Origin of the sequence: Marinobacterium sp. MBR-109 (assembly GCF_040547565.1) — a bacterium.
GTDB lineage: Bacteria > Pseudomonadota > Gammaproteobacteria > Pseudomonadales > Balneatricaceae > Marinobacterium.
In genome coordinates, this window is sequence record NZ_JBEPPZ010000003.1 from 258,513 (window position 1) to 273,236 (window position 14,724).

13 protein-coding genes are annotated in these 14,724 nt (G+C 58.6%); 4 read left to right on the forward strand and 9 right to left on the reverse strand.

The window, feature by feature from the left end; all coding sequences use genetic code 11:
- Positions 1-2 precede the first annotated feature (2 nt).
- Positions 3-659, forward strand: coding sequence for a glutaredoxin 2 (gene grxB, locus ABIE60_RS06155; protein ID WP_354468565.1), 657 nt, complete (start codon positions 3-5; stop codon positions 657-659).
- A 74-nt stretch (positions 660-733) separates the two neighbouring features.
- Here grxB and ABIE60_RS06160 read toward each other — a convergent pair whose 3' ends face one another.
- From ABIE60_RS06160 to ABIE60_RS06180, 5 genes are all read right to left on the reverse strand, one after another.
- Positions 734-2,911, reverse strand: coding sequence for a malate synthase G (locus ABIE60_RS06160; RefSeq protein WP_354468645.1), 2,178 nt, complete (start codon positions 2,909-2,911; stop codon positions 734-736).
- 334 nt (positions 2,912-3,245) lie between these two features.
- On the reverse strand, positions 3,246-6,488 hold the full coding sequence (locus ABIE60_RS06165; protein WP_354468566.1) for a mechanosensitive ion channel domain-containing protein: 3,243 nt from the start codon (positions 6,486-6,488) through the stop codon (positions 3,246-3,248).
- Between the two features lie 191 nt (positions 6,489-6,679).
- Positions 6,680-7,912 carry a phosphoglycerate dehydrogenase gene (serA, locus tag ABIE60_RS06170; protein WP_354468567.1) on the reverse strand — a complete coding sequence of 411 codons (1,233 nt, stop codon included), beginning with the start codon at positions 7,910-7,912 and terminating at the stop codon, positions 6,680-6,682.
- Positions 7,913-8,092: 180 nt separating this feature from the next.
- Positions 8,093-8,374 carry a pyrimidine/purine nucleoside phosphorylase gene (gene ppnP / locus ABIE60_RS06175; protein ID WP_354468568.1) on the reverse strand — a complete coding sequence of 94 codons (282 nt, stop codon included), beginning with the start codon at positions 8,372-8,374 and terminating at the stop codon, positions 8,093-8,095.
- Between the two features lie 75 nt (positions 8,375-8,449).
- On the reverse strand, positions 8,450-9,328 hold the full coding sequence (locus ABIE60_RS06180) for a LysR family transcriptional regulator (protein ID WP_354468569.1): 879 nt from the start codon (positions 9,326-9,328) through the stop codon (positions 8,450-8,452).
- 96 nt (positions 9,329-9,424) lie between these two features.
- Here ABIE60_RS06180 and ABIE60_RS06185 point away from each other — a divergent pair, with 96 nt between their 5' ends.
- Genes ABIE60_RS06185 through ABIE60_RS06195 form a run of 3 tightly spaced genes read left to right on the forward strand, consistent with a single transcriptional unit; the run spans position 9,425 to position 11,798 of the window.
- Positions 9,425-10,663 (forward strand): MFS transporter, encoded by a 1,239-nt coding sequence (locus tag ABIE60_RS06185; protein WP_354468570.1) that lies wholly within the window; start codon positions 9,425-9,427, stop codon positions 10,661-10,663.
- Positions 10,660-11,328: a fumarylacetoacetate hydrolase family protein gene (locus tag ABIE60_RS06190; RefSeq protein ID WP_354468571.1), complete on the forward strand. Its 669-nt coding sequence runs from the start codon at positions 10,660-10,662 to the stop codon at positions 11,326-11,328. Before ABIE60_RS06185 ends, ABIE60_RS06190 begins: the two co-directional genes overlap by 4 nt.
- 56 nt (positions 11,329-11,384) lie before the next feature.
- Positions 11,385-11,798: a CopD family protein gene (locus ABIE60_RS06195; RefSeq protein WP_091827221.1), complete on the forward strand. Its 414-nt coding sequence runs from the start codon at positions 11,385-11,387 to the stop codon at positions 11,796-11,798.
- Here ABIE60_RS06195 and ABIE60_RS06200 read toward each other — a convergent pair.
- From ABIE60_RS06200 to ABIE60_RS06215, 4 genes are all read right to left on the reverse strand, one after another.
- Positions 11,785-12,828 (reverse strand): acyltransferase family protein, encoded by a 1,044-nt coding sequence (locus tag ABIE60_RS06200; protein ID WP_354468572.1) that lies wholly within the window; start codon positions 12,826-12,828, stop codon positions 11,785-11,787. The two genes, ABIE60_RS06195 and ABIE60_RS06200, sit on opposite strands and share 14 nt — an antisense overlap.
- A 32-nt stretch (positions 12,829-12,860) precedes the next feature.
- Positions 12,861-13,487: a ubiquinone biosynthesis accessory factor UbiJ gene (locus ABIE60_RS06205; RefSeq protein ID WP_354468573.1), complete on the reverse strand. Its 627-nt coding sequence runs from the start codon at positions 13,485-13,487 to the stop codon at positions 12,861-12,863.
- A 14-nt stretch (positions 13,488-13,501) separates the two neighbouring features.
- A complete protein-coding gene (gene ubiE, locus ABIE60_RS06210) occupies positions 13,502-14,260 on the reverse strand; it encodes a bifunctional demethylmenaquinone methyltransferase/2-methoxy-6-polyprenyl-1,4-benzoquinol methylase UbiE (RefSeq protein WP_354468574.1) in 759 nt (252 codons plus the stop codon).
- Between the two features lie 76 nt (positions 14,261-14,336).
- Positions 14,337-14,717, reverse strand: coding sequence for a gamma-butyrobetaine hydroxylase family protein (locus ABIE60_RS06215; RefSeq protein WP_354468575.1), 381 nt, complete (start codon positions 14,715-14,717; stop codon positions 14,337-14,339).
- Positions 14,718-14,724 lie beyond the last annotated feature (7 nt).

Genomic DNA, 14,724 nt, shown 5'->3' on the forward strand with positions numbered 1-14,724 from the left:
CCGTGTCACGATTGTATGTCTATGACCACTGCCCCTTCTGTATTCGCACCCTTCTGGTGGCGCACTACAGACAGGTCAGCGATCTTGAGCAGGTGGTATTGCTCAATGATGATGAGGCGAGCTGCCAGCGTCTTATCGGCAGGAAGATGGTGCCGATCTTTGAGCATCAGGGTGTGGCCATAGGTGAGAGCATGGATATTGCCAAGCTGCTGGATGAACTGGGGGACGGGCCCAAGGCGCTGCGCCCGCTGCAACTGGCTGAGGCGATCCAGCCGCGGCTGCAGCCGGTTCAGGCGCACAGTTGGGCGTTGACCTTTCCCCGAGTGACCCAGATCGGCATGAAAACCTTCGCCACCGAATCGGCGCGGGACTACTTCCGTCACAACAAGGAAGCGATGTTGGGGGGCAGCTTTGAGCAGGCTCTGGCCGATACCGAAACGCATAAGGCTGTCATTGAGCGTGTGCTGGCGGAACTTCCGCCGTTGACGCTGCCGTCGGAGCAAGGCAACACCTTGAGCTGGAACGATGTCATGAACTTTCCGCCGTTGCAGTATCTCACTATGGTGCAAGGTCTGACGTTCCCGCCACGGCTGCAACAGTGGTTGCAGGAAGTCGCCGAGCTGGGGGGTGTAGAGCTGTATTTTGATCGTGCGATATGAGGCTGGGGACGGATATAAAAACCCCGCGGGCGTAAACCGGCGGGGTTTTCGTTTACGGACTCAGCGCTGGGGCATCAGCCGGCCTGTTTGGCCTTCAGCTCCAGACGACGACGGTGCAGCACCGGCTCGGTGTAGCCGCTGGGCTGTTCACAACCCTTGAGCACCAGTTCGCAGGCAGCCTGGAAGGCGATGCTGTCATCGAAGTTGGGCGCCATCGGCTGATACAGGGCATCACCGGCGTTCTGACGATCCACGACCGCAGCCATGCGCTGCAGGGTTTCCATCACCTGCTCTTCAGTGCAAATGCCGTGGTGTAGCCAGTTGGCAATGTGCTGGCTGGATATACGCAGGGTTGCGCGGTCTTCCATCAGGCCCACATCGTTGATGTCCGGTACCTTGGAGCAGCCTACGCCCTGATCGACCCAGCGTACCACGTAGCCGAGGATGCCCTGGGCGTTGTTGTCCAGTTCCTGCTGGATCTCTTCGGCACTCCAGTTCGGATTCTGCGCCACCGGGATGGTCAGGATATCGTCCAGGCTGGCGCGGGTGCGGTTCTTCAGCTCCTGCTGGCGGGCAAACACATCCACCTTGTGGTAGTGCAGTGCGTGCAGCGCAGCGGCGGTCGGCGACGGAACCCAGGCGGTGTTGGCACCGGCCAGCGGGTGGCCTATCTTCTGTTCCAGCATACCGGCCATCAGGTCCGGCATCGCCCACATCCCCTTGCCGATCTGGGCGCGGCCGCTGAGGCCACAGGCCAGGCCGTTGTCGACGTTCCAGTCTTCGTAAGCCTTGATCCAGGCGGCGGCTTTCATCTCGCCCTTGCGAACCATCGGGCCGGCTTCCATGGAGGTGTGGATCTCGTCGCCGGTGCGGTCGAGGAAACCGGTATTGATGAACACCACGCGCTCTTTCGCGGCCCGGATGCATTCTTTCAGGTTAACGGTGGTACGGCGCTCTTCGTCCATGATGCCCATCTTCATGGTGAAGCGGGGCAGGTCGAGGGCGTCTTCCACACGGCCGAACAGCTCGTCTGCAAAGGCTACTTCTTCCGGGCCGTGCATCTTCGGCTTCACGATGTAGATGGAGCCGGTGGTGGCGTTGCGGAACGGGCCGTTGCCCTTGATATCGTGCAGCGAAATCAGGGTAGTGACCACGCCGTCCATGATGCCCTCAGGGATCTCGTTGCTGTCGCGGTCGATGATGGCCGGGTTGGTCATCAGGTGGCCCACGTTGCGCACGAACATCAGACTCCGGCCCTTCAACGCCAGGCTGCCGCCATTTGCAGCGGTGTATTCGCGGTCCGGGTTCATGCGGCGGGTGAAAGTTTTGTCACCCTTCTGGATCTCTTCCGTCAGGGTACCCTGCATCAGGCCCAGCCAGTTGCGATAGGCCAGTACCTTGTCTTCAGCATCCACGGCGGCAACGGAGTCTTCGCAGTCCATGATGGTGGTCAGCGCCGCTTCCATCAGGATGTCTTTTACACCGGCGGCATCGGACTTGCCAATCTGGCTGTCGCGGTCGATCTGGATCTCAAAGTGCAGACCGTTGTGCTGGATCAGAATGGCGGTCGGGTTGCTGGCGCTGCCGTTGTAGCCGATCAGCTGGGCGCTGTCTTCCAGCCCGGTTTCACCACCATCACGCAGCACGACACACAGCTGGCCGTTCTGAATGCTGTAGCCGGCCGAATCCTTGTGCGAGGCGCCCTTGAGCGGGGCACTCTGATCAAGGAAGTCACGACCGAAGGCGATCACCTTGGCGCCACGAGCGGGGTTGTAGCCCTGCCCCTTCTCGGCACCATTCGTTTCCGGTATGGCATCGGTGCCGTACAGGGCGTCATACAGACTGCCCCAGCGGGCATTGGCCGCGTTCAGTGCGTAGCGGGCGTTCATCACCGGGACGACCAGCTGGGGGCCGGCCATGGTGGCCATTTCCGGGTCCACGTTCTCGGTGGAGGCGGTGAAGTCTTCACCTTCCGGCAGCAGGTAGCCGATCTCCTGCAGGAAAGATTTGTAGGCATCAAAGCTGAAGCGATCACCGCGATTGTCGCGGTGCCAGGCATCGATCTGTGCCTGCAGGGCGTCACGTTTGGCCAGCAGCTCACGGTTGCGCGGTGCGAGGTCGTGCACGATGCTGTCGAAGCGGCTCCAGAACTGCTCCACCTCGACGCCGGTGCCCGGCAGTGCTTCAGTGTTGATGAAATCGTAAAGCTCTTTGGCGACCTGCAGGCCACCGACCTGTACCCGTTGGCTCATCTTCTTGCCCCAATTGATTGAATCATCTGCGCCGGTGCAAGCCGGCAGCAGCAGGAATAACTGTCCATCAAAGGATTGTGCATTGCGAAAATAGCGCAAAAAAACGCGCCTGTCCCGCGTTTGCGCCTAAAGTATGAAGAAGTGGCTCAATGGTGGGGTTTTAGTGAAAGATCGCGGGTTGTTGACAGTTTTTCGTGAATATTTGGTTGTTTTTTTACAAGATGGTCAGTGTGTATTCCGGGATGTGTGCATCTGCACTGTATCGGCCCCGGCTTGTCGTAAATTTAAAACAACCGGCCCGAAGGCCGGCTGATACACTCGTTTTAGCTGCAGCTCAGGCGGTTTCGGGGCCCTGTGCCGGTTTAACGCGGTGCAGATGGACATCCAGCTGCGGGAAAGCGATTTCGATATCGTGTTCATTGAAGGTTTTGTTGATCGCCTTGTTGAGTTCATCCGTGACCGGGATGCGATCGGACATAGTGCTGACAAATACACGCAGATCGATCTGCAGGCTGCTGTCGGCAAACTCTCTGAAATAAGCATCGGGTTCGGGATCGTCCAGCACGCGCGGGTTGGCGCGCGCGACATCCAGCAGCAGACGTTCAGCCAGCTCGGCGTCGCTGCCGTAGGCGATACCCACCGTGATCACGACCCGTGTTATGGCATCGCTGAGTGACCAGTTGATCAGCTGATTGGTGATGAACGTCTTGTTGGGGATGATCACCTCCTTGCGGTCCCAGTCGGTAATGGTGGTGGCGCGTATTTGGATACGTGACACGGTACCCGTGACATTGCCCAGCGTGACGGTATCCCCGATCCGGACCGGCTTTTCAAACAGGATGATCAGGCCCGAAACGAAGTTGGCCACAATCTCTTGCAGGCCAAAGCCAAGGCCTACCCCCAGGGCTGCAATCAGCCATTGCAGTTTGCCCCATTCCAGCCCGAACTGGCTGATGGCAACCAGCACCCCAACCAGAATCAGGGTGTATTTCAGCAAGGTGGTGATGGCGTAGCTGGTACCGGGTGTCAGGTCGAGATGGCGCAGGGCCAGCAGTTCCAGCAGCCCCGGCAGGTTTTGGGCGGCCATAATGCTGATCCATAGCACCAGCAACCCCAGGATAAGATCACGCAGCGTGACATGGGTGAGTATCTGCTCCGCTCCCTGCTGAGAGAGGCTGCTCCAGAGCTGTACACTTTCCAGTACTTGCAGTGTCGGCAGGAAATCGCCCAGCGTCAGCCACAGCATGATGCCCAGAAACAGCAGGGTAAGGCTTTTCAGCAGTATTCGAGACTGGTCGGAGATGGTCTGCAGATCGAGATAGTTTTCCTTCAGCGGCGTAGAGTTGTCTTCGCTGTTTTCACGAGCTGCCACCCGTTCTGCTCTGCGAGCGCGGGCGCGACTGAACGCCAAACGGCGTTCGGCAATCAGCAGCCAGCGCAGGCCAAGCTTGAACACCAGAAAGGCGCCCAACACTTGCAGAATCACTACCAGCAGAATCAGCATGAAGAACAGAGCGGTCAAAATATAGCCCCAGACACCGAGCAGGAACATGGCGATGTTGAACAAAATCAACATCGCGATCCAGAGGTGGGCGCTCTGCCACCAGCGTCGGCCCTGTGTCATCTGATTCAGCTCATGGCTGACACGCCAGATGCCGCGCCAGAACAGAATCAGGGAAAGTGTCAGCAGCAGGAAGATCAGCCGCCCCAGCCCGGTTTGCAGTTCGGGAGAATTGTAGCTGTCGATCAGCAGCCACAGGCTCAGTAACGGGGTGCCAAACCAGAACAGCAGATGCAGCTGCCGTTTCAGGCGTTTGGCAAGCGCTTCGGGGGTTGCAAAATGACCGCAGAAGAGACCGTCGGGTACGCGTAGCCATTGCAGTATGGTGCCATACAGTAACAAGCTGGTTGCCCAGAACAGCATCAGCTGTTGCAGTGCAAAGTGATCGGAATGTGCTGGATTGAGGCTGTGCTCGCGCAACAGAGTCAACAGCAGCGGCAAGGGGGCTGCAATCAGAGGGGCGAGCAGACACAGACGCAAGGTGCGGGCAAAACGGTCATGCACTACATTGCCCAGCTCGCGTACCCAGCGGGCCCGATGCTGGCGCTGATAGCGCTGCAGCCAGAATGCCACCAGCAAGCTCACGACGAACATGATCACGCTCAACCCCAGCTGCGGAGTGTCATTCCATACCGAGGTTTGCAACATGGACTTGAGCTGCTGGGACAGCAGACTGAAGCCGGAGACAACCTGTCCCGGCCAGGAGGCGGATATGGGTGTGACCACCGGCAGCCACAGCAACTGGCGTGCAATCAGGCCTCGAGCCTGTGAAATACGGTCATTGAGCTGTTCCTGGACGGTGAGAAGCTGTGACAGCTCGCCGATCAGCTGTTGTCGACGCTCCTGTATCCGACTGAGCAGATTTTCCTGACTGGCCTGCAGCTGCGCCAGCTGTTGCTGTTGTGCAGCGGACAGGGAAGCGTGTTCGGTGTTGGTCTGTGCATCCTGTTGTGCCCGCAAGCGATTGAAGTCAAGGCTGCCAAGGCGTAACGAATTCAGCATCTGCCGTGTGGACAGTGTGTCGACCGGGCGTGACAGCGACTGAGTGAAGCGGCGCAGCTCATAGCTGGCGCTGTAGCTGTCCAGCTCCAGCTGTTGCTGGACGGTTTTGAGGCTTTGGCTGACCAGGTTCAACTCCTGCTCCAGCGCATTGCGGCTGCGGGTAGCGGCGGCACTGCGCTCGTTGAGCTGTCCCAGCTGCTCGGTCAGTTCGCGATTGCGCTCGATCAACTCCCGTATTGGCCCGGGCTGTGTGGCTTCGGCACCCGCCTGAATCAGGTTGCTCAGGGTGCTTTGCAGTTCATCCTGTCGTTTCTGTTCCAGCAGCTGCTGCATCTGCGTCAGCTGTTCGCTCTCGGCGGTCAGCAGCTGCTGCAAGTGACGCAGCTCCAGCCGGGCGCGTTCGCTTTCACCCGGCAGTGCCAGCAGCTCCAGCTCCAGCGCCTGTATCTGGCTGTTGTGACGTTCCTGCAGTGCATTTCTCAGTTGCAAACGTGCATCGGTCAGCTGGCGGTCGCCGTCACCGGGAAAATCGGGAATGCGAGGTGTTGTCTGTTTCAGGTCTGCCAGCTGCTCACGCAGGGACACCAGTTTCTGCTCATTGAGTTCGGTCTGCTGCAACAGCTGGTCACGGCGCTGCTCCAGCTGCAACAGGGCGGCGCGCTTGAGGGTCAGGCGCTGCTCAAGACTGGCGGTATCGAGAGCCTGCAATGACTGCATGTCGATCGGTGTCAGGGGGCGTTCCAGTTGGCGCTGCTGCTCTTCCAGTGCAGCGGGTTGACGTTCCAGCTGCTTCTGCAGGGACTCGGCACGTTGCTGATACTGCTGCTGGTCCTTGATGGCGGTGAGGGTGCGCTGATACAGATCGCGCAACGGGGATTGGCTGCTGTCATCCGGGCTGAGCTGCTCAATCTGTCTTTCCAGCTGCGTTACCAGCTCTGGTGTTGCCGCCGAAAGAGAGGTGGTCAGCCCCAACAGAAGAAACACTATCAGCGTCAGCAGTCTTGATCGGATCATCCAGGAGGTCCGCACAGGGTATAGGAACAGAAAGGCACAATGCCCTTTCGAGCATTCTAGCGCGACTCAGTGAATTCTAGCTGACTGTGACACGGTTTGGTGTGGCTGGAAAGATGACCGCAGTTGGGTGCGGCACAAACGCAAAAGGCAGGCCTCAGGCCTGCCTTTTCAAAAGTGCACCGGGAAGGCGATCAGAACAGACGGCGGCAGCGAATGGTACCGTTGACCTGCTGCAGTTTTTCCAGTGCCAGCTTGGAGTAATCGGCATCCACATCGATCACCACGTAGCCGACCTTGTCGTTGGTCTGCAGATACTGGCCAGAGATGTTGATGCCGTTTTCGGAGAACACCGTGTTGATCTGGCTCAAAACGCCAGGGATGTTCTCGTGTACGTGCAGCAGACGGTGCTTGTTCGGGTGCTCCGGCAGCGCCACTTCCGGGAAGTTAACGGAGGTGATGGAAGAGCCGTTGTCGCTGTATTTGATCAGCTTTTCGGCCACTTCATAACCGATGTTTTCCTGCGCTTCCATGGTGGAGCCACCCACATGCGGGGTCAGGATCACGTTGTCGAACTCACGCAGCGGGCTGATGAACTCATCATTGTTGGTGCGCGGCTCAACCGGGAACACATCGATGGCGGCCCCCAGCAGTTTGCCGGATTTGAGCGCTTCACACAGGGCGTCGATATCGACCACGGTTCCGCGTGCGGCGTTGATGAAGATTGCATCCTGCTTGATCTGGTCAAACTGGGTGGCACCCATCATGTTCTTGGTTGACGGCAGCTCAGGTACGTGCAGGGTGACGATGTCACACATGCCCAGCAGTTCAGGCATTGAGCTGACCTGTTTGGCGTTGCCCAGCGGCAGCTTGGTGACGACATCATAGAAGTAGACATCCATGCCCAGGCCTTCGGCCAGTACGCTCAGCTGGGAGCCGATGCTGCCATAGCCGACGATACCCAACTTCTTGCCACGGATTTCGTAGGAGTTCTTCGCACTTTTCTGCCATTCGCCACGGTGAGCCTTGGCGTTCTTCTCGGCCACGCCGCGCAGCAGAATGATCGCCTCGGCCAGCACCAGCTCGGCAACGGAGCGGGTGTTGGAGTAGGGCGCGTTGAATACGGCAATACCGCCTTCAGTAGCTGCCTGCAGGTCGACCTGGTTGGTACCGATGCAGAAGCAACCCACAGCGACCAGCTTCTCGGCTGATTCGAACACCTTGCGGGTCAGCTGGGTGCGGGAGCGGATGCCGACAAAATGGGCGTCGCGCACCTTCTCGATCAGCTCTTCTTCGGGCAGTGATCCGGTGTGGAATTCGATGTTGGTGTAGCCCTGCGCGTTCAGCGTGTCGATCGCGGACTGGTGCACGCCTTCCAGCAACAGAATCCGGATCTTGCTCTTATCCAGAGAAGTAGTTTTGCTCATCGTCTGTGACTCATGCTGCAGCTGGGCGGAAACTCGTCCAGCCAGGAAAATTAAAGCGGGGATTCTAGCACAAACCTGAACCGCTTGTGTGCCGAGACAGAGCGTTGCGAGCGGGAAAAATATTCAGCCGTGCTTGAATTAAAATGCAGCAGGGAGCCGGGCAGGCCGGCTCCGGCGCGCTCAGCTGTAGTAGCAGAGGTAGGCGGTCGGGGCTTTGACCTGCAGATCGAAGGAGTCGCCGGCGGTGATGTTGAAGTCGGTGCCGGCCGGGAATGAGGTCCACTCTTCGCTGCCCGGCAGGCGTACGATCAGTTCGCCGGCGGTCACGATCATGCGCTCGTTCTGGCTGGTACCGAAGGTGTATTCACCTGCGGCCATCACACCGGAGGTGGCGGGGCCTTCAGGGGTCTCAAATGCGATGGAGACGACCTTGCCGTCGAAGTAGCTGTTGGTGCTGAGCATGTGCTCTCCTTAAAACAGAGGCCATTAGGCCGGGATAATGGGACAGCATCATAATCCTGACGGCAGCAGCTGTCATCAGCCGTTGCCGGCCTGCTCCAGTACGAAATCGACAAAGGTGCGGTTGGCACGTGACAGCAGATGACCCTTACGCCAGGCCAAAGACAGATCAAGCCAGACCGGCTGCTCAAAGGGCAGGGCGATCAGCTGTGGGTCGTCGGCTACCACCATCTCCAGCAGGGTGGTGATGCCAAAGCCGTGGCTGACGATCTGCTTGATCAGCGGAATCAGGTTGGTTTCAAAACCGATATGGGGACTGACACCGGCCTCGGTACTGAGCCGGTCGATCACTTCACGGTGAAAATAGCCCTCCTTGAACAGCACCAGTTCCTCGGCGAAGAAGGCGTCATAGCTGATACTGTCACTGCCGGCTAAATTGTGATCCACCGGCAGTACCGCCATCATCTGGGCCTGCAAAAAGCTGTGGGTTTCCAGATCATCCGGAGGGGTGTCCGCCACGATCACCCCCATATCGATCTCGCCGCAGTGAATCATCTGCTGCAGCTGTCGCGTACCGGCTTCCACCACCTCCAGCCGCAGCTGCGGGTAGCGATGGCGAAAGGCCATCAGAATGGGCGGGAAGTAATAGGACCCCAGCATACCGGGCACACCGACGCGCACTTCACCGCGTTCCAGCGCATGCAGCTCATGCATCTCGCGCTCGGCATCCTGTACTGCCCGCAGAATTGAGTGGGCGTGGCGCAGCAGTACCTGGCCTTCATCGGTGAGGCTGACACGGCGTTCATTGCGATGAAACAGCTGCAGTTGCAGCGACTGTTCCAGCTTGCGAATCGCCATGCTGACAGCGGGCTGTGCAATATGCAGCTGTTCAGCGGCGGCGCTGAAACCACCCTGTTCAACAACGGCGACAAAGTAGCGCAGACTGCGGATATCCATATAAGAAATTCTTATGCAATTAATAATAACTATATATTTTATTGATCATAGCCCGGCTGTTAGTGTGGCACCAGTTTTCACCACCGGGAGTGTTACATGATCGAGTCCGGCAACCCCCTGTTCTGGCGTGCCACGCTGGCGCTCTGCCTGGGGTCGTTCATGATTTTTGCCAATGTGTATGTGACTCAGCCGTTGCTGCCGATACTGGCGCAGGCGTTTGATGTATCGCCGCTGGCAGCCGGCTGGACTTTCACCGTCACCACGCTGACGCTCGGGCTTTCACTGCTTTTCTGGGGGCCGTTATCGGATGCTCTGGGGCGACGCTGGATCATGCTGTTGACCATGAGCGGTGCCACGCTGCTGACACTGCTGCTGTCGTTTACCGAGGATTACACCAGCATGCTGGTGCTGCGCGCGGTGCAGGGGATGCTGCTGGCGGGTCTGCCGGCCATCGCCATCGCCTGGATGGGAGATGAGTTCAGCCATAAGGCGATGTTGCTGGCGGTCGGGCTGTATATCGGCGGCAACAGTCTGGGCGGGATCAGTGGCCGTCTTATCGGCGGCTTTGTGGGTGACTGGCTGGGCTGGTCGGATGCGTTTCTGGTGATGACACTGCTGAGCATCATCTGCCTGCTGCTGTTTGCCCTGCTGCTGCCGCAGTCTCGGCATTTTGAGCCACGCCCCTTGCGCCCACGCCAAATGGTGGCCGATCTGGGCGGGCATCTGCGCAACCCTTTACTGTTGCTGGCGTACCTGATCGGCGGCTTCAATTTCTTCATCTTCGTGAATCAGTACAGCTATATCACCTTTGTGTTGGCCGATGCGCCCTATCATCTGCCGGCAAGCCTGCTGGGCATGCTGTTTCTGACCTATCTGAGCGGTACGTTCGGCTCTTCCATATCGGGCAAGGCCGGACAACGCTGGTCGCAGCCAGCCTGCATGGCCAGCGGTATTCTGATTCTGATGCTGGGATCGCTGCTGACGCTGTTTGATTCCCTGTTGCTGATTGTGCTGGGCCTGCTGGTCAACAGCTTCGGCTTTTTCTTTGCCCATTCAAGCGCCAGCAGCTGGGTCAGTCAGAATGCACGGCGCGCCCGCGCCAGTGCCTCATCTCTCTATCTGCTGTTTTACTACTGCGGCGCCAGCGCCGGCGGTTTTTACCTGAACCCCTTTTGGGAGTGGCTGGGCTGGCCCGGGGTTATTCTGGGCTCATGGCTGGTACTGCTGCTGACCTTCGGGCTCAGTATATGGCTGCGAGCATTGAAGCAGACGATCGAGGCGGGGCGTGATTCTGCTAAAATTGCGTTAGATATCCAGCCGGAGCAGACGAAATGAGTTATCAACATCGCAACGCCGATGCCAGCCTGATTGAGTTACCCACAGGCAAGGTGGTGTGTGTCGGGCGCAACTATGCCGACCATGCCAAAGAGCTGAACAATCCGGTCCCAACCGAGCCGATTCTGTTTATCAAGCCGGCCACCTCACTGGTGCCGCTCGAGGAGCCTTTCGATATTCCTGCCGGTCTGGGTGCCGTGCATTTCGAGACCGAGCTGGCGGTGCTGATTGGCGAAACCCTGGCACAGGCGGATGAGCAGCGCGCGCAGCGGGCGATTGCCGGTATCGGTGTAGGGCTGGATCTGACCCTGCGTGAAGTACAGGATCAACTGAAACAGAAAGGGCATCCCTGGGAGAAATCAAAGGCATTTGATGGTGCCTGTCCACTGTCCGCCTTTCTGTCGCCGGCAACAGCCGGTGATCTGACCGATGTACAGATCCGTTTAAGCGTCAACGGTGAAGTGCGTCAGGATGGCAACAGCGCCCGGATGCTCACGCCGGTGCTGAAGCTGCTGAGCTACATCAGCCAGTGGTTTACGCTGCAGCCGGGCGATGTGGTGCTGACCGGTACGCCGGCAGGGGTCGGGCCGGTACGACCGGGTGATGAGCTGCGGGTGGAACTGGTCGATCTTTTACGGGTCGATACCCGGGTCAACAACCACTGATACAGCCCACGCAGGGCATATGCCGCGATATTGGCAGATTCAATCAAGGAGGCTTCATGCTCTGGTACAAAATGCTTCATATACTGGCAATGACCAGCTGGATGGCCGGTATTTTCTATCTGCCGCGCATCTTTGTGCACTACGTCGAGGGCCGAGAGGCCGGTCAGGATGTATCCCGGCTTGAGATCATGGCACGCAAGCTCTATGGCTTTATGACCATCATGGCCGTATTTACGCTGGGGCTGGGGCTCTGGCTTTGGCTGGGGTATGGCTGGAGTGGTGGCTGGTTGCACGCGAAACTGCTGTTTGTCGGTTTTCTGATCGGCTACCACTTCTGGTGTCGTGCCTATCTGAAACAGATGCAGCGCGGTGAGCTAAAGCGCAGCGGACGTTATTTCAGACTCTATAACGAACTGCCGCTGCTGATCTTTATTCCCATTCTGATCTTTGTGGTGGTCAAGCCTTTCTGATCATTTTCGCCCCTGCATGGGGGCGAAAACGTCTTCTGAACCAGTGCAGAGCCGGTTGTTCGATCACCCGATTAATCAGCATGGCCAATCCAACGGCCGCGACCAGCGCCAGTATAATCCCCACCCAGCCGGGCAGTCCTGCACGGTAGGCGGCAGAGATGATGCCGTAACCGATGTTCTGATGAACCAGATACAGGCTGTAGGAAAGTCGTCCCAGCCAAAGCAGGGGAGCACGACACAGCCAGTCCAGCCGCCCAATTACGGCCATCATGAAAATGCCGTAGCCGGCAAACACCAGCAGGTTGAACGGTGCCTTGTAGCTGAGCAGGCTGTGCCCTATCGCCACCGCCAGCAGCGCCTGCTCGGCCAGGTCCGGGCGGCCGTGACGGTACCAGCGGTAGATCAGCATGCCGCTGATGAACAGCGGAGCATAGCGAGTGAACAGCAGATCCTTGAGGATGAACGCCAGGCTGTCAGGTATCTGTTTCCATGTCAGTACCGCTGCATAGCTGATCAGCACCCAGCCCCATAACACCGGACGAATACGCTTCCAGTCACGTACTCCGTAGTGCAGCAGTGCGATCCAGACGTAAAAGGTGGCCTCGATCACAAGGCTCCAGTAGGCACCGTCCACATGCTCAAGGCCCAGGTACTCATGCAGCAGGGTAGTGTTGAGCAAGGCTGTGCCGAGGCTCACGGCTCTGTCTTCTGGCCCCAGCCAGTGAACGCTGGCAAAGGTAAGTGCTATGCCTGCCCAGAGTGCCGGCAGCAGTCGAAAGGCCCGTGCCATGGCAAACAGATGTGGGGCCGGGGTGCGCTCCAGGGTCATGAATATGACAAAACCGCTGAGCATGAAGAACAGATGTACCCCGTAGCGACCGGCTTCAACCAGTGCCCAGGGGGTAAAGTCATGCTCATACAGGCGGTCATACCAGTAGATGTAGTGGAACAGCACCACGGCAAGCGCGGCGAGTCCGCGCAGTGCATCCAGCGCGTTCAGGCGGTCAGAATCGGCTACTGCCCTGTTCATGCAAGGGGTCTCGGGGAGAGCATTGGGGCGGGTCAGTCTTTGGCTGAGGCCCGCAGCCGTTCAAGTCGGCTGATACGGGCGTCCAGTCGATCGGTGGCGGCGCGCAAGGCATCGCCCTCGTCCTGTGCGATTTCGATCTCGACTCGTGTGGGCAGCAATCGGGCTTCTTCGTGCAGATACTCTTCCAGGCTGTGCATGAGGCTTGAGCCCGTGCGCTGCAGCTGCTGACCGGTATTGCGCATCAATTGTGCCAGCGGGTGTGCCGCCGTATCGCCGATCAGGTTGCCGAGCCAGGCTTCCCAATCGATTTGGCTATCGGCCAGAATTTGCTGCAGCTTGTGCGCCAGGGCGCTGTCGCCCTCGATGCGAACGCCTTGCCCGAACAGAACCGCATTGCAGGCCGAGGGCAGGCGCATCAGGTTAAGTGCCGAGCCGTGCAGAGTAACATCGGCTGCCGTGGCACTTTGCCCCAGCAGGTCGATGCCCTGTTCGTGAGGCAGCAGATAGAGCTGAAATTCGGGAGCGGTGCAATGAACGGCGATTTCACGGCCTGACAGGGTTGCCAGTCGCTGCAGGGTAACCGGGTCCTGAGCCAGAATCCGGTTGAGACTTTCTTCTGCCAGTGTCAGCAGGGTTGCGCCGATCATCCCCGTTACCATGCAGAGACCTCCGCTCAGGGCTTGATGCCGGTATGCAGCGCGACCACGCCGCCGGTCATGTTCTGGTAGCGACAGTTGACGAAGCCGGCCTGCTCCATCATCCCCTTGAGCGTTTCCTGATCCGGATGTTTGCGGATCGATTCGGCCAGATAGCGGTAGCTGTCGGCGTCACCAGCCACCACTTTGCCGATCTGCGGCAGGATGTTGAAGGAATAGAAGTCATACAACTTGGTAAAGGCCGGGTTATTGGTTTTGGAAAATTCCAGAATCATCAGCTTGCCGCCGGGCTTGAGTACCCGCAGCATCGAGGCGATCGCCGCATTCTGATCGGTTACGTTACGCAGACCAAAGGCGATGGTGATAACGTCAAAGGTGTTGTCTTCAAACGGCAGGCATTCGGCGTTGGCCTGAACATATTCCACGTTACCGCCCACGCCGGAATTCAGCAGCTTGTCGCGGCCCACCTTCAGCATGGAATCGTTGATGTCGGCCAGTACGACCTTGCCCTCATGGCCCACCATGCGGGCAAACTTGCGGGTCAGGTCGCCGGTTCCGCCGGCGATATCGAGCACCTTGTGGCCACGGCGCACACCGCTCTGGTCGATGGTGATGCGCTTCCACAGACGGTGAACGCCGCCGGACATCAGGTCATTCATCAGGTCATACTTGCCTGCAACCGAGTGAAATACATCGGCCACGCGTTTTACCTTCTCTTCGACCGGTACATCCTGGTAGCCGAAGTGAGTGGTCTTGTTTTCTTTTTGCTCTGACATGCTGTTCTGTCCGACTTCTGCTCTGATGGGGTCATTCTACTCCGCGCGTCGGCGTTTGTCGCACAGGTTGCGGCGACTAGCCGCGCGCGATTAGACCGTTGTCGCGGGAGGCGCCGGCAGCCTTGAGCTGATCCAGGTAGCGCTGCCAGTAGTCGGCCTGATTATGGGCCAGGTCATGCAGATATTCCCAGGTGTACAGCCCGGAGTCGTGACCGTCATCAAACGTGATTTTCAGCGCATAGTTGCCGGCGGGCTCAACACCCTTGATACCAACATGCTTTTTGCCGGTCTGCAGTACACCGTTGCCGATACCGTGGCCGCGCACTTCGGCAGAGGGCGAGTGTACCCGCAGGAACTCAGCGGTGAGTTCAAAGGTACCATCGGCATAGACCAGCTCCAGAGTGCGGGACTTGAGGTGCAGGCGGATATCGGAGGGCAGGGGAACCTGTGTGGTCATGGTGTGG

Coding starts and splice junctions, on each gene's coding strand:
- ABIE60_RS06160 (WP_354468645.1), bottom strand. CDS start 2,911: ATGAGCCAACGGGTACAGGTCGGTGGCCTGCAGGTCGCCAAAGAGCTT.
- ABIE60_RS06180 (WP_354468569.1), bottom strand. CDS start 9,328: ATGGATATCCGCAGTCTGCGCTACTTTGTCGCCGTTGTTGAACAGGGT.
- serA (WP_354468567.1), bottom strand. CDS start 7,912: ATGAGCAAAACTACTTCTCTGGATAAGAGCAAGATCCGGATTCTGTTG.
- ABIE60_RS06215 (WP_354468575.1), bottom strand. CDS start 14,717: ATGACCACACAGGTTCCCCTGCCCTCCGATATCCGCCTGCACCTCAAG.
- ABIE60_RS06205 (WP_354468573.1), bottom strand. CDS start 13,487: ATGGTAACGGGGATGATCGGCGCAACCCTGCTGACACTGGCAGAAGAA.
- ppnP (WP_354468568.1), bottom strand. CDS start 8,374: ATGCTCAGCACCAACAGCTACTTCGACGGCAAGGTCGTCTCCATCGCA.
- ABIE60_RS06190 (WP_354468571.1), top strand. CDS start 10,660: ATGAGTTATCAACATCGCAACGCCGATGCCAGCCTGATTGAGTTACCC.
- ABIE60_RS06200 (WP_354468572.1), bottom strand. CDS start 12,828: ATGAACAGGGCAGTAGCCGATTCTGACCGCCTGAACGCGCTGGATGCA.
- ubiE (WP_354468574.1), bottom strand. CDS start 14,260: ATGTCAGAGCAAAAAGAAAACAAGACCACTCACTTCGGCTACCAGGAT.
- ABIE60_RS06195 (WP_091827221.1), top strand. CDS start 11,385: ATGCTCTGGTACAAAATGCTTCATATACTGGCAATGACCAGCTGGATG.
- ABIE60_RS06165 (WP_354468566.1), bottom strand. CDS start 6,488: ATGATCCGATCAAGACTGCTGACGCTGATAGTGTTTCTTCTGTTGGGG.
- ABIE60_RS06185 (WP_354468570.1), top strand. CDS start 9,425: ATGATCGAGTCCGGCAACCCCCTGTTCTGGCGTGCCACGCTGGCGCTC.